Genomic DNA, 24,653 nt, shown 5'->3' on the forward strand with positions numbered 1-24,653 from the left:
AAAAACCTAACACCTGACTAAGAGTCAAATGTTAGGTAGGGTATAGAAACTATGCTTCTTTCCGAATCAAGTCTTGTTCTTCACATTCCTTTTTGCAATAACCGTTATATGTTTCTACGCAATCCAGGCAGACAAGGTGTTGATGATGGCAGAGGTCGTATTCGCAGTTGATATAGGTCTCAGCAGGTATCTTACAATGATGGCATTTTCCGACCACAGTTGGATCTACATGATTTACAGGAACCGAGATTCGCTCATCAAATACGTATAGCTGTCCATCCCATAGTTCGCCTTTGGTCTCAGGGTCTTGGCTATAGTTCACGACACCACCATGTAACTGGGAGACATCTTGGAAGCCTTCTTGTAACAGAAAGCCGGTTAGTTTCTCACAGCGAATACCACCTGTACAATAGCTAATAACCTTCTTATCTTTGAACTGGCTTAGATTTTCACGAATCCATTCTGGGAAGTCACGAGAGGTTTCCACCCCTGGCCGAATCGCACCACGAAAATGTCCAAGGTCATATTCATAGTCATTTCGACCATCAATGACGATCACATCATCACGCAAGAGATGCTCTTTAAATTCAGCTGGACTTAAGTGCTTACCGGTCAACTCGTTTGGATCAAAATCATTTTCAAATCGCCACGTTACCAACTCTTTTTTGGCACGTACGAATAGCTTCTTAAAGGCATGTCCCTCATGCTCGTCTGCCTTAAAAAAGATACCAGAGAAGAGAGGATGTTGGTTCATGGCTTCTATATATTGGTTTGTTGCTTCAATGGTGCCCGAACATGTCCCGTTGATACCTTCAGGTGAGATTAAAATACGGCCTTTTAAGCCTAATTGTTGACATAGAGCGCGGTGCTCGTCCGCTACGGATACCGGATCTTCCACTTTTACATATTTGTAATAGAGGAGTACATGGTACGTTTCTGAAGTACTCATGGAAGTCGACCTCTTTCTACAAGGAGTTTCAAATATAGATTCTACCACTTTCTAATGCTTGTCATCAAATTGAGTTTAGATGTGTATTATCACAAACACTTTCTATTTCCATACATATATTGATAGAAATGTTGAAGGAAGTGGTGGTTCACTTGGGGTTAGTCATTTATCCTCCCACGTTAAACTGGTCCTATATGAGACAACGTCCGCAGCATATGATGTTGCAATTTGCAAAGAATGGACATACTGTTTTGTTTTTTAATAAAACGAGTGTAGAAGGTCCTGTTGTCCAAGAGGTAACAGAAAACCTCTTTGTCGTTCAGCACCCAAACTTCTTTCTAAATGAAATCCTCCCCCAGCTTCCTTCAAAGAGAGATACGATTTACTGGACTTCTTGGAGTCGTAAAATTCCACATTCCAATTTATTTCAAACCAATACATTAATCTATGACTGTGTGGATGATTTCCCAGATTGGGAGCAGGAAGAACAAATGTACGCTCCTCTTGCAGATGCTATTGTTTGTACCGCTGATCATCTAAAAGAGAAAATGAAAAAGCTGGTTCAAAAGCAGCCCATTCACTTAGTGCCAAATGGATGTGAATTTGAACACTTTGCTCAAGTAAAGAAGCAATCTCGATTGCATGAGATACCAGAAATACCTCCACACGATGGACCACGAATTGGATATATAGGCGCATGGGCTCCTTGGGTGAATAAAAAAATAATGCAGGCACTCTCTAGAGAAATGCCTGAGGCACAAATTGTGATTATCGGACCTAACCTACGGTCGGACCAGCCTGAATTAGGAGATAATGTGTTTTTTCTCGGGCATAAGAGCTACGAATCGTTACCATTTTATCTGCGTTATATCGATGTTGGGATCATTCCGTTTGCTATCAATCGGATTACCCACAGTACAAATCCAGTTAAGGCCTATGAATATCTAGCAACGGGGAAACCTGTTGTGTCCACACCCTTACCAGAAGTACTAAAGATGAAGCCATATGTGCTCATTGCCGATCAACCCAATCAATTTGTAAAAGCAGTGCGGACGGCACTTGTTAATTTGAAAAAAAATTCTAGAAAAAGAATGAGCTTTGCTAAGCAACATAGCTGGGAAAAGAGATTTGAAGTTATAAATGAACACATCCTAATTCCACGACGAAAAGAGATTTCCTCCAAATCAGATGAGTTGCAGAAAATCATGCAATCAATCCACACTACCTCCACACATATTCCTCTTCAGCATAATACAGTAAATTCCTATTATGAAAATCTGCATATAGCAAAAGACCCTGCATTTGTAGGCTCCCCAAGTAAAGGGACCCATTACGAATGTTATTTTCGAGTAAGCCAATTAAAGCATATTCCTTCAGATAGTATGCAAGTATATCTGGAGTTTGATCTCCCACTGGAACCGCAGTCACATGAGGAATGGCAAATCATTTTGTCAGCTCCAATTGAAGGATGGCAACATGATACGATCACATACAACACTCGTCCTAGTACAAAAGAAATTGCCTCGATTCTCATATCGCAGCCGTTTTCGACAACGGTTTCTTTTGATGTGACAAAGCAGGTCATGGAAGATGGTCTAACCCGATTCCACTTACGCTCAACAGCAAAAAAGGCGTTGTTGCTAGATCAAGTTCGTCTAACTTGTTTTCAACTGAATAAGTAGAGAGAGGATTAGATTATGAATATCGGTATCTGCGGGTATTATGGGCTGGGAAACTTCGGAGATGAGTTGTTCTTAAAAACATTTCAACAGGTGTTTCATGAACACCGAGTATTTGGCTATAAGGGGTATATAGATCACGAGCAGATAGATGCAGTGATTATTGGTGGGGGAGATTTAATTACTCCCTATAAGTTTAATAGCTATTATTTTCCTCCCCAATTAAGCACAATTCCTACATGGATATACGGTGTCGGGATTGTCGATTTCTATCCAGAGTCGTCGTGGAGTGCAGACGAGGTAGAGCAATATAGACAAATCATACAAAAAGCAAAAGCTACTTTTTTTCGCGACCCCAATTCAGTTGAAATTGCTAAGAGATTAAAATTCCATCGTCATGTTCAACACGCGCCAGATGTTGTATTTTCTTATAAGCAGCCCAGCTATCCAATTAATAGATCGAAGTCAAAGAATCGTATTGGTGTGTGTATTCACGCTTACGAAAACTTTCCTATGAAACAAGTAACAACTGTACTCGCTGAACTTGCTACTGAAGGTTATGAAATCGTTTGTATTCCTGTTGTAAATCAGTCCAATAATCTTTATGCAGACACAGAAGCGTGCAAAACATTGTGCCAGTCGATTTTAGATCTGGCTCCTGCCGGTAAAGTAGAGATTGTAAAGCCAGAGTATGACTTAGAAACGACTTATTCTTATATCCAAAACCTTGATTTTCTGTTGTCGTTTAAACTACATCCATCTTTGGTAGCCATTCGAAACTTAGTACCGGTTTTATGTGTAAGCAGTATGAGCAAGGTTCATAGTTTATTAAAGTACTTCAATCTAGATGCATATGGTTGCAATGCAGACATTTCGGATTCTGAACTAAGAAAGCAGATGCGATTCCTCTTGCAAACAGGAAAACAGAAAATGGAATCCATCCGAAAGCAAGTACAAGACTGCGAAACTTGGAGTGACAAGTGTGTAAGTGAACTGAAAAAATCGATCCAATCCCATTTAGGATAAGAAATGGTTAGGAAGATGTTGCTTTATTTCAAAATATCGATGCTCCCACGTATTGGATAATGCATACTGGATTCGAGACTCTGCATCCCCGGGCTCCTTCAGTCTCCATTCAACCAACTCAACAAAATTCCGCATATTTTCAGCGATATCGATATAAGGACTCATGCCTCTACATTCTGGGAGTGCGGTGGAGATAACGGGTTTCCCACTGGCTAGGTACTCATACGCTTTGATGGGATTCGTTGCTAACGTGATTGCATTGATCCGAAAAGGAATCAAACAGACTGAAAAATGTTGTATATGTTGATTTAGCTGATGATGGGGGATGTTATCCAGGAATTGAATAGTAGGATGGGAGACAAATTTGGATCCAAATTCAGGTCCAATCACTTGTACAGTAGCATTTGGGAGTTGTGCACAGCGTTGTAAGATCGAAAGATGAACCCAAGGCGCCCACGCACCCATATAACCTAGAATCGGTTTTGATGATGGAGCCGTAGCCGGGAGTAAATGTAGTTCCATGCTGGGATCGTATCCATTGCGAACTAAATAGATTGGAAGGTCACTTATTCGCTTGAATCTCTTGTAAATCCGCTCAGAGGTACAGAAAATAACATCTGCTTTCTGAAGCATTTCTGGCTCATAAGGATGCCACTGTGCAAAATCATCCAAACAATCATATACAACCCAGTCAACGAGATGATCAGGGAGATCCTTGGCTAAGAGTGGGTTGCTACACCAGATCCCGATAGGCTCCTGACTCGCCTTTTGAATAATCGGTAATTCCTCATTCACCCATACATCCCAGTTTGATACCACATATAATCGAGGTCTTACTTCTGTTAAAGGTTCTGTTGTTTGAGTTCGGTTTGCGTAGTAGACAGTGTGTCCATCCGCAGCAAATTGAGACAGGATTTGTTGTGGTCTTTGTTTCATCCATGTCCAATCAATCGTAGGGGGATATATTAGAATCGCCACTTCAATTCCTCCTTACACTCATTTTAGCCATCCGAAATAGAAAGGAAGAATGTAATGCATATCGTCATACTGGAAAAGCATGAATCATGGACGACAGATCTAACCATTCAGTCTATAAAACGATATGCATTGGATATACAAATTAGTGTGATAAAAAAAGATTATGGAACAGAGCTGAACAAAATCCGTTCATGTTTGTCTGATCAAGATATGCTAGTGGTATGCCAATCGGGTGATACATTCCAGTCCCATTTTTTTAAAATGATCGAAATGAACCGGCATCATATGGATTTATACTGTGGTATTGTCATCGTTTATGAGGAGAAAAAGGTTCCTGTCGTATTTTTTCGTGTGAGCAATGATATACCATTTTCAGAATGGGATAAGCTCCCTTTTCAACGTTATGTACGTGAAGATCAATTACAGTACTCTCGTGATAAGCAATGGATGTATTGCAACGCAGAAGAGTATGGATATATTCCCTCTACTCGTGCTCTCACTTGGGAGAAGAGAGAGGAGGTTGATAAGCTGATCTTACCCATCATTCAACCCAATCATCATCTAGATCCAATTAACATAGTAAACCCAATGGTCACAATTGGAATCGCTACTTATCAAATGGGTCATATGTTAATGTGGACCCTGCAAAGTGTCAAAAATCAAACAAACCCTAATTGGCATTTACTTGTTTATGATGATGGGTCTACTGACTCCACCACGAATGTGTTGCAAAATGAAGTACGTGATCCTCGCGTAACGGTTCTTAGAGGAAAAGAAAACAGAGGAAAAGCATATGCTTTAAATCAAATTCTGAAACATACACGCACCCCATGGCTGATGGAGCTGGATTCAGACGATTGGCTAGCCCCGCATGCTATCCAGTCTATCTATGAAGCTACAGGTCGGATTAAGGAAGATAAGGCCCATTTTCTTTATGGAAATTATTATTTATGGGAACAAGGGAAGAGGGAACTTCGATATCGAGGAGTTCAAATCTCTCCCAAACTGGAGCAAATCGAGCAGATCATTCAATCTGGTACTGTCGTTTGTCCTAGGATTTATTCAACAGATGCCTTGACGAAAATCAATGCTTGGAATGAAGAAGGGCTTTTGGAAGGCAGGCTTTATGAAGACGTAGAGCTCCTATATCGTTTAAAAATGAACCAAATGAACACAATCTCTCTTCCAACACCCATCTATCATCGCAGACTCCATTCTGCTAGTGTTACACACCAAGCCAAGAGAAACACCTACTCAAAATGGCTAATGGATATAAAAAAGTAAAAGCTCGATATCGAATCGAGCTTTTACTTGACACTATATTAGCACACGAACATAGGAGAGAGCATGATAAGGGATATTGGCTTTTGTAAATGGACTGGTATAAGTTCCACCAGATATCTCAATTTCAAATGCGCTCGGTCTAGCGGCAAGTATCTTTCCTTCCAACACCTCATTCATAAAATAAACCTCAACGTTTTCCCCTACTTGTGCTTGTAACATTTGTCTTAAATTCAACATAATCACTCCTAAGAAAGAATCGCACGAATGCTAAGAATCGGAACCATGACCAAATCTCCATTACTTTCTTCTAACTGAATCCCATCATAGCCTACCTGTTGCAGCACTCCTGTTACCACCCCTGCATCTGTCATAATGTTTACGACTGTGTGTAGATTTGAACGAAGTAAGCGACGAAGTGCCCGTTTTCGTAAGGAAAAACGATCAACACGGTTACTTAGATCAATCATCAAAACCATCAATATAATTTGAATTAGGAATAGTATCCAGATACTTGCCATGATACTCACCCGATCACATCCCTTTCTTGCAGAGTTCGAACTATTATATGAACGTTATAGTAATTCGAAACTAGCAATCACCTATTTCCCTAAATGAACATGAGAGGAATGAATGATGAAAGATGACGAGAAAAGTGGCTATTGTATTTGGAACACGGCCAGAAGGGATTAAAATGGCACCTGTTATCCAAGAGCTTCTGCTAGACCCTTTTTTTAAGGTAGTAGTGATCAATACAGCTCAGCATAGAGAGATGCTAGATCAAGTCATGCAACATTTCGGGATAAAGGCAGATTATGATTTAAATTTGATGAAACCCAACCAATCGTTAGTTGAGCTATCAAGCCACCTCATTTTAAAGCTGAACGAGGTGTATCAAGAAATACAACCCGATTTGGTACTAGTTCATGGGGATACCACGACAACTTTAATAGGGGCATATGTAGCCTTTTTAAATCAGATTCCCGTAGGACATGTGGAGGCTGGACTGCGAACATATAGGCTTGATTCTCCATTTCCGGAAGAATTAAATCGCCAACTCGTAACCAGACTATCCAGTATTCACTTTGCTTGCACAGAGGAAAATCGGGCGAATTTGATACAAGAACAGGTTCCATCCGAAAACATATTTGTAACAGGAAACACGGTCATCGATGCTCTGATGACTACATTACAAATCCCAATTACATTGCCTAAAAAATTACAATTAATAGAATCAAGCCAATGGAAAATCATCTTGGTAACAACGCATCGCAGAGAAAATATAGAAGAATTAAAAGAAGTGTATCAAGCACTCCACATGATTGTTCAGTCCTATGAACAAACCTTAATTGTATTCCCCGTTCATAAAAGCCCGAAAGTAAGAAAAGAAGTCCAAAAATATCTTCCGCGTCATAAACGAATCTTGCTTGTGGAACCAATGGAGTATCATTTATTTTGCCATGTGATGAAGCGATCGACTATCATTGTTACCGATTCAGGGGGTATTCAAGAAGAAGCGATCTCTCTGGATGTCCCTGTTTTGGTAACGAGAAATACAACCGAAAGACCAGAAGGATTACAAGCAGGAGCAATCCGGTTAGTAGGAACTGAGAAACAGGAGATCTACCAGCAGATTCATCTATTACTAAGCAACACACAGATTTACGAGGATATGAAAAATGCGGAAAATCCATATGGAGATGGCTTTTCCGCACACCGTATTCGAAAGGTATTAAAAACATACTTTCAAGATTGAAATCATGTATATATATTCTCAAAAGAAAAAAGATAATAAGGCTCTTACATTTGAAGTCATGACTTCAAATGTAAGAGCCTTATTATCTTTAAATCCAGAAATTAAATTGTGTAAAATATAATTAATAAAAATGTTATTGACGACAATAAATATCCGTGCTATATTTGTTTTACAAAATTTAATTTTGCACAACACAAAACACAGGGGGAATGAATGGTGTCAAAACAATATGCATCAATTCCAAAAGCGGCAAAAATGGGCATATTAGTTACCGGAGCGATTTTTGCTTTAGTAGCTTGTTCAAATGCTACAGGGAAAACAGATAACCAAAATTCGAAAGAAAAGAGTGAGAAGAAAATGGAAAAAGTAGTACTAGAGCCAAAAGCACAAGAATTTGCAGATGCGACGAAGAATCCACCTTATTTATTTGATTTAGGTCCAGTTGAAGGTAGAAAAACAGTAGATAAAGTACAATCAGACCCTATTAAAAAACCAGATGTGGATATGGAAGACATTACAATACCGGTAGGGTCATCATCGGAAAAAGTATCTGTACGAATTGTGAAACCAAAAAATGCTCCTAAGGACCTTCCTGTTATTTTATACACACATGGTGCTGGTTGGGTATTTGGAAACGCACATACTCATGATCGCCTAATTCGTGAACTAGCTGTTGGATCACAATCAGCTGTTGTTTTTACCAACTATAGTCTTTCGCCAGAAGCGAAATATCCGAAAGCCATCGAAGAGGTTTATTCTGCACTAAACTGGGTTAGCAAAAATGGTAAGGAAAAAGGGATGAACCCTGATAAGATTTCCGTTGCTGGGGATAGCGTAGGCGGAAACATGTCAGCTGCTATCACGCTAATGGCAAAGGAAAGAAAAGGTCCAAAGATCCAGAAACAGCTTCTATTTTATCCAGTAACAGACGCTTCCTTTGAAACGGAATCATATAAACAATTTAAAGAGGGATACTTCTTGCGTCAAGACGCGATGAAATGGTTCTGGGATCAGTATACAACAAGCGAAAAGGATCGTAATCAGATTACAGCATCACCTTTACGTGCTACAACCGAACAACTAAAAGGATTACCAGAGGCATTAGTCATCACAGCTGAGGCAGATGTATTACGTGATGAAGGGGAAGCTTATGCTAATAAGCTTAGAGAGGCTGGAGTAAAAGTTACATCTGTACGTTTCCAAGGAGCTATTCATGATTTTGTTATGCTAAATGCATTAGCAGATACAGAGGCAGCTAAAGGGGCTATGAAGCTTGCTAACTCTTGGTTAAAAGAATAGTAATCTAGAAATAAAGAACCCGGTTTTTTCGCTAATCATAGTGAAAAAACCGGGTTCTTTTCAACATCAATTTGATTTAGAAAACTCGATAAGAGCAGTTCGCCCTCCACTAAATGTATCTTTAACCTTTATTTTCAAGCCGTTTTTAGGTAGTTTCTTCCCAGATTCAGGCTTGTAAGGACTTGTGTAATCGTTTCCATCAAAGAAGGTCCGAACGCTAGATTGAGAAGGGTATTTCATTGCATAGGTCGGATATTTGATGTCAATAGGCGATGTTTTCGTAAGACCAAAAGCGGAGTCGGCTAGCTGGATTCCTGTTTGTGCGGCATTGCCATTATCCCAATAAAATCCTTGTTGATGCGAGTCAACCACTCCAAGGAATCCTTCCCCCGGATGTTTCCCTGTCATGTTATCTTCGCCGTAACGTCCATCGTAATACCATACAACCATACCCGGATCATATCGAAGGAGGCTTTCGTGACGACGAATATGGGCTAATCCCTGGTCTACACCATTATGAGTACGCCACTCGATCAAGTAGTAGTTCGGGAAGGGGGTAGGGGAGCCATCAAAGGTTTTAAATCCTTGTAACGTAAAAGCAGGAGTACCTTCCACATCATCTTGGAGAACAATGTTATCATTTGCTTTCACTCGAATATTGTCCACAAAAAAGCCTTCTTGTGCAATGGCGATATCTGTTACGTAATTAAACTCAATCTTAACCTTTTTACCAACGAAGGCAGCTAGATCCAATTGCTCATTTTGCCATTTTCCATTCGTACCTGTATAGGTCTTGATGTTGACGGGGGTAGTAGAGCCATCGACATAAACGTTTACATAGATATAATCGTAATCTACTTCCAGATCCCACCAAGCATCATAAGAAAGATTTGCAGTGGTAGCACTTGTCAAATCAATCTCAGGTGACGTCATTTTGGTATTGATAAAATCCCCTTTTGTGGAGAAGTAGGATAATTCTCCCAAAGGTTGCGTTGCTGCTTCCTTGTTCACATCAGGCAAGTCAACCTTAACTAGTTTTCCGTATTTTCCGTTCTTTACCGCTTCATCTAGTTCCAATGTCATTTTTTTCTTCCCTAATTTCTTCAGATCCACTACCTTCGGAACAGGCCAATTGCCCCCAAACGTCTCATGGAAATATAACTTTGCCCATGCGCTTAAACCAGGGGGTTCCATCCCTAATGTCCGCCCAGCCCAACTTCCAAGCGACATAGCAGACCAATATTCAATAGGAGATCCTGAGCCTGTTGAACCTGTATCATATTCATCAGGTAGACCAATGTTATGTCCATATTCATGGGCAAACACGCCTACTGCACCATCTTCTGGTTGGATAATGTAATCATAAGCCTTTAAACTACTACCTGGGATTTCAACCGGTTTATCGGCGATAACAGAGCGATGAGACCAAATAGCATCTCCACCTAGTGAGCCACCACCCGCTTCTTCACCCGTACCTGAGTGAACAATGAAGAGTGCATCTAGAATGCCATCTGGCTCCATTACATTTCCATCTCCATCTTGATCATATGGATCCCGAACATCGTACTTTGCTTCGTTACCTTTGATTTGTTTTCCTACACTTTCTAGCGTCTCTACAACTAGCTCCCTTGGGTTAACATCTTTGTCATTTCCTTGATGCCCGCCATAATAAGCCGCCTCATGTTTCGATTGCACCCATGGGGTTACCGTGCCATTCACATCCCAAAAGCCCGATGATTGCTCCATATAATATTGACGGAAGGAGAGGAACTTCTCACCTTTATCATTCTTAAAACCCTTTGGGTTAAAAAGTAAGTCCTGATAATGCTTCTGGTTAAAATCCTTTACCCAAAAGTCAAACTGAGAATCCGGCTGGATTTGATTGTGTTTAAAATTAGGGAATTCAATTAAAGCAACAACACCATTTTCATTGTGTTTCGTAGGTTTGGAAGGGGAAGAGGTATCAGACTCTGTAAAGTTCGCAATCTCTTTCGAACTACGTTCAAAACTTGCTTTCTTCCCTTTTTCCGCTCTTTTCCCAAACTTAGAAGTAACATCTAAACCATCTGTGTCAGCAAATGGAGTCTTTCCATTCTGGACATACTGTTTAACAGCTTTCTCAATTTCAATTTGAGACGCATTTTCTTTGATTTTCCCTTGCTTCTTCAGAGTACGGACTAGCTTGTCCTGATTGATAACAGACCAGTCGATATGATCTGTATCCGAAAGAGCTTTCTTCGTTGTCGCGTGAACATTAGATTGGAGTAAAGGTGTTATAAATGCCGTTCCAACCAGTAATGAAGTAGAGAGTAGGGCAACTATCGATTTACTATGCTTCATCATAACCCTCCTATATAAGATAGATCTAATTACATTTTTATTATAATTCAAATATATTTGTATTATCAATAAATTTTGAAATAAATAGCAGGATAGCGCCTTTAGAAATCCTTAGCAACTATCCTGCTATTTATTTATATAACTGTTAAATGATTGTTAGTCTATTATTATTTAAGAAAACGATCTAGAACATTCTTTACTATTTTCGTTAAATCGGAGTCCATAATTAAGCTGCTTCCAAAAGCAATGGAACCTACAGAGAAGACTCCACCACCTTTAGGATGGTCGTAGTAAATCATCTCAGCGCCTTGCTTCTTTTTTGGATTGGTTCCCTTAGCGAGTAATATCGTGTTTTTCGGAGTGAACTCGTCCATAATATCTGTCTCATGACCGGAAGCTCCCCCTCGCAATCCTTTTTCTCCTACTAAATCTCCATTTTTTAATCCCGTATTAGCGAAAATCCAGTGATCTGCATTTTTTATTTTATATGGATAAAATGAATCCGTAGCAGGACCGTTATAACGTACACCCAACATTCTCGATTCTGTACGCTCTAAATCCCTCCATAATCCACCCCGTTCTCCAATTAATAGATGATGGGAACCATCTTTTCTTACTTCCATCAAGTTTTCCTTTATAACTGTTTTCCAGTAGCATCCATTTCCAGACAGAGAAACAACATTCCCACCCTGATCCATAAATTGTTCCAATGCATCATACATCTCTTTCGTCCAATATTCCCCATGAGTATTAATAATAAGCGTCCCAAAGTCTTTTAGTAAATGGGGTTGATGATGTAAGTCCCAGTCTGAAATGAGACTGTAGGGAAAATGATTGTTCTCTAACCAAGCTAAAATGTATTTTTCTCCGCTTGCAAGATGAGTTACCTCGCCTACAGGTGTCGCCGCAGGATTAGGGCGTTGGGTGTTAACTAATTGGGCAGAATCCGATGGCTTAATGTGATCGGGTGCAAAATACCAATAAAGTGAAGCACCTCCCCATGAGTTATAAGCCTGCCATGTATTGGTTGATGAGAGAATAGCAATTCGTTTGTTTTTAGGTCTGCTTACATAGGAAGTATCTCGTAAGTTAAATGGGATATGAAATTCTTTTCCAGATGCATCATACAGCCTTGCTCCGTACAATCCTGTCTGCCAATCTAGAGGGATTTGAAACAAGTGGCTTGTCTCCCAATTGGCACCGTTTCGATATGCGTAGAGATCATAGTTTTGTTTCTTTCCATGAATGTTCTTAATCTGATGAACGAGCTTTTCCTTGGCACCGTAGCGAATAAAATCAACTGAAAAAGAGGGAAGAGGGGAGTGAACTTTTAATTCCATTTTCTCTCCTGGATTATATGTGACAAAAGGTGCATATCCTTCTATATCATGTTTATTCTCTACGATCGGAGCGGAGCTAAATTCAAATTCCATGTCAATAGGATGAATTTGATGAGGATGTTTACTTTGGACATCTACATAGATTGGACTGCCTGCAAATAGTTCAGGAGAGATATTTATTTTAACAATTGATATCTCTTCACTATCTTTATCTTTTTCGACTTGAATCTTTGATATAGGTATTATCTCTGTAATCGGTTTATTATTTTCCCCACAAGGAATATTGATATCTTTGTCAATTACCATATTTATGGATAGCGCCCTAGGTAGTGGATTTTTATACTTAATTTTTAATATCGATTGCATCGCTTTCGTAATTTGTGCTGAATCATAGTCTATTTTTTTGCCCAATGGATGTTTTCTCATATATCTTTTTACTATTTCGGAACGTCCTAGTATATCTGATGCAGGAAGGATAGATAGAGAAATAGTAGTAACAACAACTTGTATAGATCTTTTTAAAAATTCTCTTCGATTCATAAGCCACTTCCTAATCGAGTATTTAACTTGGAATACCCATATTAACCTTATCCAACCCCCTATTTACGTACACTATGTTAACATATTAAGGCAATTACTCGTTGAACATATCAAACAGATATACGTATGGTTAGATTTGCAGATGGACCATCTATCTAATCGCAACCAAAAGAAGAGAGTACCGCTGAAATTAGCAGTACTCTCTTCTTTCATTATTTTGTTTTTGAAATTTCAATTACTGCGCTTCGTCCTCTGTCTGTAGACTTTTTCAGAGTTACTTTCAAACCATTTCTCGGTAAGATCTTACCGGATTCCGGACTAGCTGGACTTGCATAGTTATAACGATCATCGAAGGTGCGAATCCCAGCTTGAGAAGGGTATTTCATCGCATAGGTTGGATACTTAACATCAATAGAAGATGTTTTGGTGGAACCAAAAGCAGCATCTGCTAACTGGAAGCGTGTAGGAGCTACCGTTCCATTATCCCAATAAAGTCCATTTTGATGCGAGTCAACCACTCCAAGGAATCCTTCGCCTGGATGTTTTCCGGTCATGTTATCTTCACCATAACGACCATCATAATACCATACAACCATACCTGGATCGTACTTCAGAAGACTATCTGAACGGCGGAGGTTAGCAAGTCCTTGGTCCACTCCGTTATGAGTACGCCACTCGATCAAGTAGTAGTTAGGGAATGGGGTAGGTGCGCCATCAAATGTTTTAAAGCCTTGCATTGTAAAAGATGGTTTGTCTTCTACATTATCTTGGAATACGTTCTTTCCATCTGCTGTCACTAGAATGTTATCAACAACGAAACCTTCCAGCGCTAGCCCTACATCCGTTACGTAGTTAAACTCAACTTTAATCTTCTTACCAACAAAATCCTTTAGATCAAGTTGTTCGTTTTCCCATTTACCGTTGGTTCCTGTATAGGTTTTGATGTTAACAGGAGTAGGGGAGCCGTCCGCATAAACATTTACATATAGGTAATCGTAATCTTGTTCGATATCTCTCCAAGAATCAAAGCTAAGTTTTGACTCTGTAGCATTGGTTAGATCAATTTCAGGTGATGTCATTTTGGTGTTTAATGAGTCACCCTTGGTTGAGAAGTAAGCCAATTTCCCCATAGGTTTCGTTATGGCTGGCTTTTCCACATCAGGCAAGTTTACTTTGACAAGCTTACCTTTTTTACCATCTTTAACTGCTTCATCGAGCTTAAATTCCTTTTTCTTCTTGCCCAGTTTATCCAAATCAACTACTTTTGGCACTGGCCAATTGCCTCCAAAGGTTTCGTGGAAATAAAGTTTAGCCCATGGACTAAATCCTGTTGGTTCGGTACCTAATACCTTACCAGCCCAGCTACCACCAGACATGATGGACCAGTACTCTACAGGAGATCCAGACCCTGAATATCCAGTATCATATTCATCAGGCAAACCAATATTGTGACCATACTCATGTGCAAAGACACCTACTGCACCATCTTCTGGTTGAATAATATAGTCAAATGCTTTCAGATTTGTACCTGGGATCTCAACCGGTTTATCAGAGATAACAGAGCGATGGGACCAAATAGCGTTTTCACCTAGCTCGCCGCCACCAGCTTCTTCACCCGTACCTGAGTGAACGATGAAGAGTGCATCCAAGATACCGTCTGGCTCCATTACATTGCCATCCTGATCAAGATCATATGGATCACGCACATCATATTTTGCTTCATTGCCTGCAATTTGTTTTCCTACAGTCTCCAATGTCTCTTTAACAAGAGCTCGTGGATCAGCATCTTTTGCAGCACCTTTATGTCCACCGTAGTAAGCCGCATCGTTTTTTGCTTGGATCCATGGAGTTACTGTACCATCTACATCCCAGTACCCTGATGACTGCTCAAGGTAGTATTGACGGAAGGAGAGGTACTTCTTGCCTGTATCTGTTTTGAAACCATTAGCATTAAAGAGTAAATTCTGATAATGGCTCTGATCAAAATCCTTTACCCAGAAGTCGTGAGGAGAATCTTGTTTGATTTGATTATGGTTAAAATTCGGAAATTCGATTAAAGCAACAACTCCGTTTTCTTGGTGTTTTGATTTTTTAGAATTCGATTCTAAACGGGTGTTGTCTGATTCTTGTAGGCTTTCAACTTCCTTTAAGGTTTTCTGTTGATTTCCTTCTTTCCCTTTCTTAGCATCTTTACCAAACTTCGATCTGGTATCAATACCATCTGTTTTAGAAAAGGGAGTTTCACCTTTTTTGACAAACTGTTCAACCGCTGTTTCAATTTCTTTCTGAGAAGAACTCTCTTTGATCTTACCTTGCTCTTTCAGTGCACGAATCAACTTGTCTTGATTGACAACAGACCAATCAATATGACTATCCTGAGAAGGATCTTTCGGGATAGCATTTACATTCGTTTGAAGTGCTGGGGTTGCAAATGATGTAGCTACGAGGAATGAGGTAGTGAGTAATGCAACGACCGATTTCTTGGTCTTCAATATAGAGCACTCCTTCTTTAACCTAGTAATATACTAAGATTAGTAATTATTTTAATACTATATTATTATAAATTGGAGTGAAATTATTATCAATAGATATTCTCATAATTTTAATGTTCAAAAACAAGAAAAGTCCACCAAATGAATAAATAAAAAACAAAACCCCAATCCAGAAGAGGGGAAAGGGGCTTTATTTTTTATTTATTTACCTTCTTTACATGTAGCAGAGCAATATCCTTGATGCTCTTCTAAGCATTTCGGACAGACGATATGGCGTTGGTCGCATAGGGCGTTCTGGCAATTTGTATATTGATCTGCTTTTGTTCCACAATGATGACAAGTTGTGATTACAGTGGGCTGAACGTGGTTGATCGGGACGGAAATTCGATCATCAAAAACATAACATGATCCTTCGAACAAATCACCTTGGACTTCTGAATCTTTTCCATAGGTGACGATCCCGCCATCTAATTGAACTACATCTTGGAAGCCCTCTTTTAATAGAAAGCCTGATAGTTTTTCACAACGGATTCCACCCGTACAGTAAGTAAGGATTTTTTTATCTTTAAAATCACTTAAGTTCTCACGAACCCATTTGGGAAATTCTCGAGTAGTTTGCAACTCAGGGCGGATAGCTCCACGAAAATGACCTAGGTCATACTCATAATCATTACGGCCATCAATAATAATGACATCATCCTGTTGTAGTAATTGATGAAACTCTTTCGGAGATACATGTCTCCCTGTAATTCGATTTGGATCGATATCGACCTCAGGGTCTAAGTTCCAAGCAACGAGCTCTTTTCTCGGGCGAACATGCATTTTTTTGAAGGCATGTCCATCATGGGGATCTATTTTAAATTGTATACCCGGGAAAAGAGGGTGAGATCTCATATATTCCATATAGCGTTCAATATTTTCTTTTTTCCCTGATACAGTGCCGTTAATCCCTTCGTGAGAGACTAAAATTCGCCCTTTCAGATGGATCCTTTTGCAAAAATATAAGTGTTCTTTGGAAAATTGCTCTGGACTTTCGATCGGTACATATTGATAATAGAGTATAACTTGATAAGGTTCCTTGGTATTTATATTAGACATTCATATCACCTGCTTTTTTAAAGTACAACTATATATGGTGACATAATATCAAGAGAATCTCAATCATCTCATTTAATTTCTTTTTTTATGCATTATATCGTGCGTTTCTGTCGAAACTGAGTATTAGGAGTGATGGAGATGCGATATGTAGCAGGTAACTGTCTTTGGACCGCTCAGACAACAATTCCCAAACAATATTCATATCTAACAACTGATCTTCAAACAGAGGTTGTTATCATAGGCGGAGGGCTCGCAGGAGCAATCACAGCCTATCAATTTGCAAAAGCTGGAATTCAAACTGTATTAGTTGAGAAGACAATTATTGGATATCTAAGTACTAGAGCTTCGACATCGATTCTCCAATATGAAATAGATACCAATATGGTACAGTTGCAAAGTATGTATGGGATTGATGCGGCAGTTCGATCATTTCAATTATGTTTTGATGCTGTATCCGACTTAGAAAAGGTGATTCAGACTCTCGATGATGACTGTGAATTTTCTCGCTCATCCTGCCTGTATTATTCACCAAAAAAGAATGATGTTCGCTGGCTAGAGAGAGAGTTCAATCTTCGCAGAAAGCATGGATTTCCTGTAGAGTGGATTCAATCAGAACAAGACAATGGACGTTTTGCTTTTCCGATTGCGGGAGGAATTTTATCTTCTGACGGAGCTGGAACGGTAAATCCATATAGGCTTACACATGCTCTGCTCCGAGAAGCAGAAAAAGCAGGGGCACGTATTTATGAAAATACAGATATAGACAAAATTGTTGACGATCCCTCTAATGGTCAAACAAAGGTAACCACTCAACACGGCTTCCATATAACAGCCAACAAAATCATCATCTGTACAGGATACGAGGCTAAGAACTTGATTCGAGGGCAACGCTTAGGATCATTAGCCCGTACATTTAACATTGTCACCAAGCCTTATTCAGAGGTTCCTGGTTGGCATGATCGATGTATCATACGTGATACTGACGAACCTTATACATATGTTAGAGGTACAAAAGATCAACGAATTATCATCGGCGGAGAAGATGTGAATGCCGGTGGTGTGAGTAGTAAGATATCCAACCTAGATGATGACGATCCATTGGTCGAACAGCAATATAACCGGTTGTTGACCAAACTTCAAGAACTCTTTCCCCAGTTACAAGTGCAGCATTCTGACATTGAATTCCAATACCATGCACTTTTTAATAACACTAAGGATGGGCTTCCTTTTATTGGTCAAGTCGACTACTATCCAAATTGTTATTTCAACTTGGGATATGGAAGTAATGGAATCCTTTCTGTTTTAACTGGGTCAAAATTGTTACTTGATCTATATCAGGGAACAAAGAGTCCAGATTTAGATCTGTTTAATTTTCAGCGATAGCATTCTTAACAAACCACCCGCCAATACACGGCAGGTGGTTTGTGTTCTTATGGGATGTGCGGAAGGGGAGAGAACTCCTTGTTGTCGATAAATATATTCCGAACGGCTCCAGCTGATTTTTTGCTAGTCATCTGTATCTTATGGTTGGCAAATCGCAACTTGGGAGAACGGATAATCGTCACATCTTCTATCTGAAGATAAGAAAAATCCCCTTGGTTTAATTCAATAAACTGCTGTTCAATACCCTCGCAATGTACGTGAGAGATTCGGAACCTCTTTGAACGACCGTGGTTAAAGAAGAGGGCTGAACAACAGTTTCGAATTACTGTGTTACTTATGTGGATTTGGCAATCATCACGATTGTCATAGTCACCTGCGGGAGATTGAAAAGCGATACCCCTCCGGTAACCTTCAATGGTACAGTTCGCAATTCGAGCATCTGTTTGAGCAGGGTATAAGCGAATACCGGCGTTTGATAACTTCGATAGCTCTTGTTCACTCCCTGAACGGTATCGAATCTTACATCCTTCGATAAATACTTCTTTACACGGGGAATAGAAATGGATTCCTGCGTTGCCAAAGCTGAAATTTATAATTTCACAGTTACGAATTTGAAAGCCATAAAAAGTAAGTTGAAGGGGAGAGGACTTATCAGGATTCCCTGAACTGATTGCTTGTGAATCGGCTACAATCCCGGTTCCAGCTGAGTTAATAGCCCTGCAGTTTTGAATCGTAATATCTGAGCTATAACCATTGTGACTAAGCAAGAAAGAGGCTCCAGCAGCACAAACATCTACTACATTATCTATCAATGCTTCGCACGAGCCTTCTAGATCGACTGAATGGCGCATTCCATATGTATATCCATCCCGAACGGTAATACCATTACACCCACCGAAAAATTGAATCCCGTAACCTTGACCGCCACCAACTACTTGAGGATTGGTAAATTCAAAACCTTCTACGCGTGTTTGGATCGCTTTTCGCACCTGTATTCCAGATCCGGCACCCCTTGTTCCTTGAATATTTGTAACCTGAAGATTGCGAACATAGTTAGCATAAATACCTCTTCCGCAAGTGGATCCTTCTAACATCCGATACCGAAAACCATCTATTTTTACATTCTCTACTGGATTTACCTTATATACATTTACTCCGGATGGGGAAGGGGACTTGGGTAAGCGTATATAATCTCGAAGCCATATTGTATTATTCTCCACATAAAAAACTTCATGTACTTCTGTGTTTAGATCAGTGTGGTTATCCTTAAATCGCACCGAATCATCTGTTACAACAATCATATCCCCAGGTTTGATATCACTTGGATTTATCGAAAGATTGATTTTCTGATCTCGTCGATTTGCTGGTTCGAGTAGCTGATAGGAGAGATCATTTCGAGTTCCTTCAATGATAAAAATATCTTTATTACGATCTGTGGGAATGAACTCAACAACCCCAGCGCATCTAATGTGGATTGGCTTTCTGATGAGCACGGAGTCTAGATAATAGGTTCCGCTAGGGACGATTAGTTCACCGCCATCTTGCAGGGATGAAATGGCGCGTTGGAACCTACCTACATCATTTTGTTCATAAGGGGTTCTATCGACCTTACTGATTGAGATCCTGGCAACTTGCAAGGTGCTCACCTCCCAAAAGAATACTAATAATATGGATATGTATATTACTGATGTATTAGTATAAAATGGAAAAATAGAGTCAGTGTATTTGAGATCCACAAAAAGGGAGTTCATGCGACATGGAACCAAAGTTAATTCACAAGGAAGAGATGTTAATCACAGGAATTGCCGTAAAAACAAACAACAAGCGAGAAGTTTCCGATTCAGGAGATATCCCTAAACTATGGAGTCGTTTTTACACAGAGAAAATTTCTCACAAGATCATTCAGTCTTCTTCAACAGAAGTGCTCGGAGTTTATACTCAGTATGAAAATAAGGATGAGGGAGATTATTTGATGTTAATCGGACAACAAATATCTGAAACAAATCGACCAAATGACGATCTAGTAACAGTGAGACTTCCTGCATCTGCATATTTGGTTTTTAGCTCGAAAGTAGGTCCGGTTCATCAAATAGTACCCGAAACGTGGAAAGGAATTTGGAAATGGTTTCAAGAGCATGACCTAGAGAGAGCCTTCGCGGGAGACTTTGAATTATATGATGAAAGAAGCGAAAATCCAGAGAAGGCGGTTGTGGATGTCTATATATCAATAAAACAAGCCTAATCAAGGTTACAAAACAAATATTTTGTAACCTTGATGTATCAGATGGAGACAAACCCTTATTAATTACAGTATTTTTCATGTGCTATCTAATTAGATTTACTTCTCACTAGATAGAGTTAACTATAGTTTTGAGAAATTAGTAGGATTTTGGCGAAAATGAGAAATGAAAATAACGTCAGTTGCTACAGTTAGCAACTGACGTTATGATGATCACCCGGAATAACGACCTGCCGGTTCCAATCCGAAAAATAGTTCAGCAACTCGTGTATGTTTTCGCGAAAACAACATAAGTCCACATCTTTATGTAGCCGTGTTTGTTTACCATGATCCAAATCTAAGGCCCAGCCACCAGCGATAAACCATGGATAACGAAACGGCTTCATTATCTCTACAACCAGATTAAGCTCTGGGGAATAAATCAAATAAAATCCCTCCTGACATGTGTTTGATCCTGAAACAAAATAAAATAACGTTACAAAACACAGGTAACTTATCTTAGCCTGATAAGTTACCTGTGTAAATCAGTTCCCTTTGGTAATGCGCCCTTCTATTTCTGCATGGAAAGGCTGTGGTAATTGTTTTATAAACTCTACCAGACCATCTAAATCCGTAGGCCCTACAGTACGATGAGTTCCTTTTCCGAATTCAGTAAATGCATCTCCTCCCGTTGCAAGGAAATTATTGGTTGTTACGGTATACTCTTTTGCTAGGTCAATCTCTGTTCCGTCTGATTTTTTCAAATCATATACTCGATCATTAGCAGGACGAGCACTATCCCATTTATAAGTTAAACCACTAATTTGCAACATTCGAACACGATCTGGATCTTGAAATTGTTGATTAAGCACTCTTTTTACCTGCTCCCCAGTAAGCTTCATCGAAACGAGATCGTTACCAAATGGCTGGATGGTAAAAAGATCTCCCCATGTAACTTTCCCTGCTGGCATATCTGCACGAATGCCTCCTGGATTCATAAAAGCAAAGTCTGTTGACATTTTCCAGCGTTGCGAATCTGCGATAAAGTTTCCGAGTGCTGACTCACCAGAGGCATTTTCTGCTCTTGTAATAACTCCTGAAGATTGCGCAACCTCCCTACTAATTATCGGAGCTACTTTGGCTTTCGCTTTCTCCACAATTTCATGTGTACGAGCATCAGGCGTTATGCCCTCATGATAGGTATAAACGATCTCAGAAGATTTTTTTACAACATCTTTCGTTTTCTTATCCACCACTAGATCCACATCAGCAAAAGCACTTCCATAGCTACCTGCTTGTACAACCATCTTGCCATCCACTGTTCCGTTTAAATATGTATGACTATGGCCAGCAAATACAACGTCTACTTCCGGATCAAGCTTTTGGGCGATGTCTGCTATCGGACCAGTAATCTTGCCCGTAGAAGCATCTTGCAATCCACCTTCATGCGCTAAAACCATGATCGCTTTGACATCTTGTTTCTTTAATTCCTTTACTTGTTGATTCACAGCTTCTGCTTCATCCGTGAAGATTACATCTTTTACCCCTTCTGGCGTTACAACGCTCGGGGTGGTCTGGGTAACAACTCCGATGAATCCAATCTTTACACCTTCTACTACTTTAATAGCACGCGGAGGGAGAATTGGCTTCTTCGTCTTCTTGTCTAATACATTGGCTACAATATAGGGGAAATTTGCTCCTTTAAAGAATCCTGTCTTTGGATGATAACCTCCATCAATCATTCTCTTTAGCTCAGTTAAACCCTCATCGAACTCATGATTACCTACTGTGCCCACGTCAAAGTTCAACTTATTTAAGATATCAATAGTCGGCTCGTCTTGCAATAATGCAGATGCCGGAGAGCTCGCTCCCACTATATCGCCAGCATGGACGAGCAGTGTATTCTTGTTTTGTGCTTCACGTTGTTTGAGATGTGCAGCTAGGTATTCAGCAGTACCCGTCACTTTATCATTTGCTTTCCCAGCTTTATCAATCTGTCCATGAAAATCATTGATACTGAGAATTTGCAAATGTAGATCTGGATCACCAACTTCTACATTCGCTCCCCTATCAAAGCCTGTTAATAAACTAGCTGAGATAAGTACACCGGTCATAAATCCGATTGAAGTGCGTTTGATTGGATATTTCAAAAATATCAACTCTCCTTTATATTCTCATCATTGCGATCAATCAGCTTTACCCATCAATTTGACTGCAACGTTTTCATTTTAGCACAAAAGTAACTATTTTCTATATAATTTATAATTAATGGAAGCAACTCTCGTATTTCTATTTAATAAATTGATATAAACATAGTAAAAATATAGATAAAAAAATAGAATTATTTCTTTGTGCATGCTATATTATATATATACGTTATATGTTATATATATACGTAATGAAATCCCAAGGAGGAATCCCGTTGGAGCCAAGACAGTCTTATCAATGGGCGCAAATTGCTCGCTCATCGGAATTTATTAAACTAATGAAAAAGAGGAAAAAATTTCAGATTTTTTCGGCAATATTCTTTGTTTTGTATTACTTTGCACTCCCTGTACTAGCAGGTTATACAGATTTATTAAACAAAAGTGTTTTTGGTTCAATAAATGGAATTTATCTTTTTGCCCTTTCTCAATTTTTTATGGCATGGATTCTTGCTTTTATCTATGTTCGACACGCCAATCAACTGGATCAAACGATTGAACAAATCAAAAAAGACCTATCAAAGGAGGGTTTATCCTAAATGGCATTTCTCTTTTTTTCAATCATAGTCCTTATAACATTGTTGATTACCTACTGGGCATCTAAACGTACAAGCACTACAGCAGACTTTTATGTAGCAGGAAAATCAATCTCAGGTTGGCAAAATGGCATTGCCATTGCAGGCGATTATATGAGTGCAGCTAGCTTCTTAGGGATTGCCGGGATTATTGCTTTAAATGGATTTGATGGTTTCATGTATTCTGTGGGTTGGTTAGTTGCTTATCTGGTAGTTCTCATTATAGTAGCTGAACCTTTACGAAACACAGGTCAGTATACTCTTGCGGACATGCTCGCCTATCGGATGAGTAGAAAGCCTGTTCGTGCAGTAGCTGCTCTTAGTACGATTACCATTTCTACCTTCTACATGATTGCTCAATTAGTTGGAGCTGGCGGCATTATTAAGCTTCTGCTCGGCTTAGACTACGAATTATCTATCATTATCATCGGCGTTCTGATGATCTTCTATGTTGTGTTCGGAGGAATGCTCGCAACCACCTGGGTACAAATCATTAAAGCTGTTCTTCTGATGGCAGGTACAGTGATTTTAAGCTTTCTTGTTTTAAGTAAGTTTAACTTCAGCATGGTAGAGATGTTTAACCAAGTTTCAGAACGATATGGTCAATCCTTTTTAGAGCCAGGGAAGCTATACAAAAATCCACTTGATAATATTTCCCTTGGCTTAGCCCTACTTGCCGGAACTGCTGGCTTACCTCATATTTTAATTCGATTCTATACAGTTCCTACCGCGAGAGAAGCAAGAAAATCAGTAGTGTGGGCCATGCTGATTATTGGAGCTTTTTATATCATGACTACATTTTTAGGATTTGGGGCTTCCTTGCTTGTAGGTCAAGACAAGATTATGTTAGCAGACAAATCAGGTAATATGTCTGCACCATTACTAGCAGAAGCTCTTGGCGGACCCTATTTCCTCGCATTCATTTCAGCAGTTGCTTTTGCGACAATCCTAGCTGTTGTAGCTGGATTAGTCATCTCAGCAGCTGGAGCATTTGCCCATGACTTCTACGCAAATGTACTACGTAATGGTAAAGCGACAGAATCAGAGCAGATAAAGGTTGCAAGATATGGTTCTGTTGGAGTAGGAATTATCTCGATCATCTTAGCCCTTTTGTGCAAAAACCAGAACGTAGCGTTTCTAGTTGCACTTGCTTTTGCTGTAGCAGCTAGTGCCAACTTACCAGTGATTATTTTTAGTTTGTTTTGGAAGCGCTTTAATACTTACGGAGCAGTAGCTGGTATGTTAACAGGCTTACTTAGCTCGATCATCTTGGTAATCATTAGTCCTAATGTGATGGAAGCTAGCGCCATTTTCCCGCTCAAAAATCCAGCACTCCTCTCTGTCCCACTTGGTTTTATAGGTGCCATTTTAGGTACGCTTTTATCAAAAAATACAACCTCTGAGGAATCATACACAGAGTTGTATGTAAGGGCCAATACAGGCATTGGTATGAAAGATTAGACTGGATTTCGTCCAGTAATAGTGAACATTAGCA

Annotated in this window: 20 protein-coding genes; 9 read left to right on the top strand and 11 right to left on the bottom strand. The window is 39.6% G+C overall.

Annotated features, from left to right (window positions below; all coding sequences use genetic code 11):
* Nucleotides 1-49 precede the first annotated feature (49 nt).
* On the bottom strand, nt 50-949 hold the full coding sequence (gene trhO, locus J2Z48_RS05780) for an oxygen-dependent tRNA uridine(34) hydroxylase TrhO (protein ID WP_307251697.1): 900 nt from the start codon (nt 947-949) through the stop codon (nt 50-52).
* Nucleotides 950-1,101: 152 nt separating this feature from the next.
* On the opposite strand from trhO (J2Z48_RS05780), the gene J2Z48_RS05785 reads away from it, so the two are divergent.
* Both J2Z48_RS05785 and J2Z48_RS05790 read left to right on the top strand, forming a co-directional pair.
* The gene (locus J2Z48_RS05785; protein ID WP_307251698.1) at nt 1,102-2,631 is read left to right on the top strand and encodes a glycosyltransferase; all 1,530 of its coding nucleotides are present in this window, start codon (nt 1,102-1,104) and stop codon (nt 2,629-2,631) included.
* Nucleotides 2,632-2,646: 15 nt separating this feature from the next.
* Entirely contained in the window at nt 2,647-3,654 is a 1,008-nt protein-coding gene (locus tag J2Z48_RS05790) for a polysaccharide pyruvyl transferase family protein (protein WP_307251700.1), read from the top strand.
* Here J2Z48_RS05790 and J2Z48_RS05795 read toward each other — a convergent pair.
* On the bottom strand, nt 3,646-4,632 hold the full coding sequence (locus tag J2Z48_RS05795; RefSeq protein WP_307251701.1) for a glycosyltransferase family protein: 987 nt from the start codon (nt 4,630-4,632) through the stop codon (nt 3,646-3,648). The two genes, J2Z48_RS05790 and J2Z48_RS05795, sit on opposite strands and share 9 nt — an antisense overlap.
* A gap of 54 nt (nt 4,633-4,686) precedes the next feature.
* Here J2Z48_RS05795 and J2Z48_RS05800 point away from each other — a divergent pair, with 54 nt between their 5' ends.
* On the top strand, nt 4,687-5,916 hold the full coding sequence (locus J2Z48_RS05800) for a glycosyltransferase family 2 protein (protein WP_307251703.1): 1,230 nt from the start codon (nt 4,687-4,689) through the stop codon (nt 5,914-5,916).
* Nucleotides 5,917-5,949: 33 nt separating this feature from the next.
* On the opposite strand, the gene J2Z48_RS05805 is transcribed toward J2Z48_RS05800, so the two are convergent.
* The gene (locus tag J2Z48_RS05805; protein WP_307251706.1) at nt 5,950-6,153 is read right to left on the bottom strand and encodes a hypothetical protein; all 204 of its coding nucleotides are present in this window, start codon (nt 6,151-6,153) and stop codon (nt 5,950-5,952) included.
* An 8-nt stretch (nt 6,154-6,161) separates the two neighbouring features.
* On the bottom strand, nt 6,162-6,443 hold the full coding sequence (locus tag J2Z48_RS05810) for a hypothetical protein (protein WP_307251709.1): 282 nt from the start codon (nt 6,441-6,443) through the stop codon (nt 6,162-6,164).
* Between the two features lie 113 nt (nt 6,444-6,556).
* On the opposite strand from J2Z48_RS05810, the gene wecB reads away from it, so the two are divergent.
* Complete coding sequence (gene wecB, locus J2Z48_RS05815; protein ID WP_307251711.1) at nt 6,557-7,669, top strand: non-hydrolyzing UDP-N-acetylglucosamine 2-epimerase; 1,113 nt, start codon at nt 6,557-6,559, stop codon at nt 7,667-7,669.
* A 357-nt stretch (nt 7,670-8,026) separates the two neighbouring features.
* Nucleotides 8,027-8,968 (top strand): alpha/beta hydrolase, encoded by a 942-nt coding sequence (locus tag J2Z48_RS05820; protein ID WP_307251805.1) that lies wholly within the window; start codon nt 8,027-8,029, stop codon nt 8,966-8,968.
* A gap of 66 nt (nt 8,969-9,034) precedes the next feature.
* Here the strand turns inward: J2Z48_RS05820 and J2Z48_RS05825 are convergent, their stop codons facing one another.
* From J2Z48_RS05825 to trhO (J2Z48_RS05840), 4 genes are all read right to left on the bottom strand, one after another.
* Nucleotides 9,035-11,311 carry an immune inhibitor A domain-containing protein gene (locus J2Z48_RS05825; protein ID WP_307251713.1) on the bottom strand — a complete coding sequence of 759 codons (2,277 nt, stop codon included), beginning with the start codon at nt 11,309-11,311 and terminating at the stop codon, nt 9,035-9,037.
* A 164-nt stretch (nt 11,312-11,475) separates the two neighbouring features.
* The gene (locus J2Z48_RS05830; protein ID WP_307251714.1) at nt 11,476-13,059 is read right to left on the bottom strand and encodes a N,N-dimethylformamidase beta subunit family domain-containing protein; all 1,584 of its coding nucleotides are present in this window, start codon (nt 13,057-13,059) and stop codon (nt 11,476-11,478) included.
* A gap of 341 nt (nt 13,060-13,400) precedes the next feature.
* Nucleotides 13,401-15,680 carry an immune inhibitor A domain-containing protein gene (locus J2Z48_RS05835; protein WP_307251715.1) on the bottom strand — a complete coding sequence of 760 codons (2,280 nt, stop codon included), beginning with the start codon at nt 15,678-15,680 and terminating at the stop codon, nt 13,401-13,403.
* Between the two features lie 201 nt (nt 15,681-15,881).
* Nucleotides 15,882-16,769, bottom strand: a complete 888-nt coding sequence (gene trhO / locus J2Z48_RS05840; RefSeq protein WP_307251807.1) for an oxygen-dependent tRNA uridine(34) hydroxylase TrhO — start codon at nt 16,767-16,769, stop codon at nt 15,882-15,884.
* Between the two features lie 147 nt (nt 16,770-16,916).
* Between trhO (J2Z48_RS05840) and J2Z48_RS05845 the strand changes: the two genes are divergently transcribed.
* Nucleotides 16,917-18,161 (top strand): NAD(P)/FAD-dependent oxidoreductase, encoded by a 1,245-nt coding sequence (locus tag J2Z48_RS05845; protein ID WP_307251716.1) that lies wholly within the window; start codon nt 16,917-16,919, stop codon nt 18,159-18,161.
* A gap of 47 nt (nt 18,162-18,208) precedes the next feature.
* On the opposite strand, the gene J2Z48_RS05850 is transcribed toward J2Z48_RS05845, so the two are convergent.
* The gene (locus J2Z48_RS05850) at nt 18,209-19,798 is read right to left on the bottom strand and encodes a right-handed parallel beta-helix repeat-containing protein (RefSeq protein WP_307251717.1); all 1,590 of its coding nucleotides are present in this window, start codon (nt 19,796-19,798) and stop codon (nt 18,209-18,211) included.
* 119 nt (nt 19,799-19,917) lie between these two features.
* Between J2Z48_RS05850 and J2Z48_RS05855 the strand changes: the two genes are divergently transcribed.
* A complete protein-coding gene (locus J2Z48_RS05855) occupies nt 19,918-20,403 on the top strand; it encodes a GyrI-like domain-containing protein (protein ID WP_307251718.1) in 486 nt (161 codons plus the stop codon).
* A gap of 188 nt (nt 20,404-20,591) precedes the next feature.
* On the opposite strand, the gene J2Z48_RS05860 is transcribed toward J2Z48_RS05855, so the two are convergent.
* Together J2Z48_RS05860 and J2Z48_RS05865 are read right to left on the bottom strand one after the other, a co-directional pair.
* A complete protein-coding gene (locus J2Z48_RS05860; protein ID WP_307251720.1) occupies nt 20,592-20,825 on the bottom strand; it encodes a nucleotidyltransferase domain-containing protein in 234 nt (77 codons plus the stop codon).
* Nucleotides 20,826-20,924: 99 nt separating this feature from the next.
* Nucleotides 20,925-22,529, bottom strand: a complete 1,605-nt coding sequence (locus tag J2Z48_RS05865) for a bifunctional metallophosphatase/5'-nucleotidase (protein WP_370872886.1) — start codon at nt 22,527-22,529, stop codon at nt 20,925-20,927.
* Between the two features lie 272 nt (nt 22,530-22,801).
* Here J2Z48_RS05865 and J2Z48_RS05870 point away from each other — a divergent pair, with 272 nt between their 5' ends.
* Together J2Z48_RS05870 and J2Z48_RS05875 are read left to right on the top strand one after the other, a co-directional pair.
* Complete coding sequence (locus J2Z48_RS05870; protein ID WP_307251721.1) at nt 22,802-23,122, top strand: DUF485 domain-containing protein; 321 nt, start codon at nt 22,802-22,804, stop codon at nt 23,120-23,122.
* On the top strand, nt 23,123-24,619 hold the full coding sequence (locus J2Z48_RS05875) for a solute symporter family protein (RefSeq protein WP_307251723.1): 1,497 nt from the start codon (nt 23,123-23,125) through the stop codon (nt 24,617-24,619).
* Nucleotides 24,620-24,653 lie beyond the last annotated feature (34 nt).

Source organism: Croceifilum oryzae (assembly GCF_030814315.1).
GTDB lineage: Bacteria > Bacillota > Bacilli > Thermoactinomycetales > Thermoactinomycetaceae > Baia > Baia oryzae.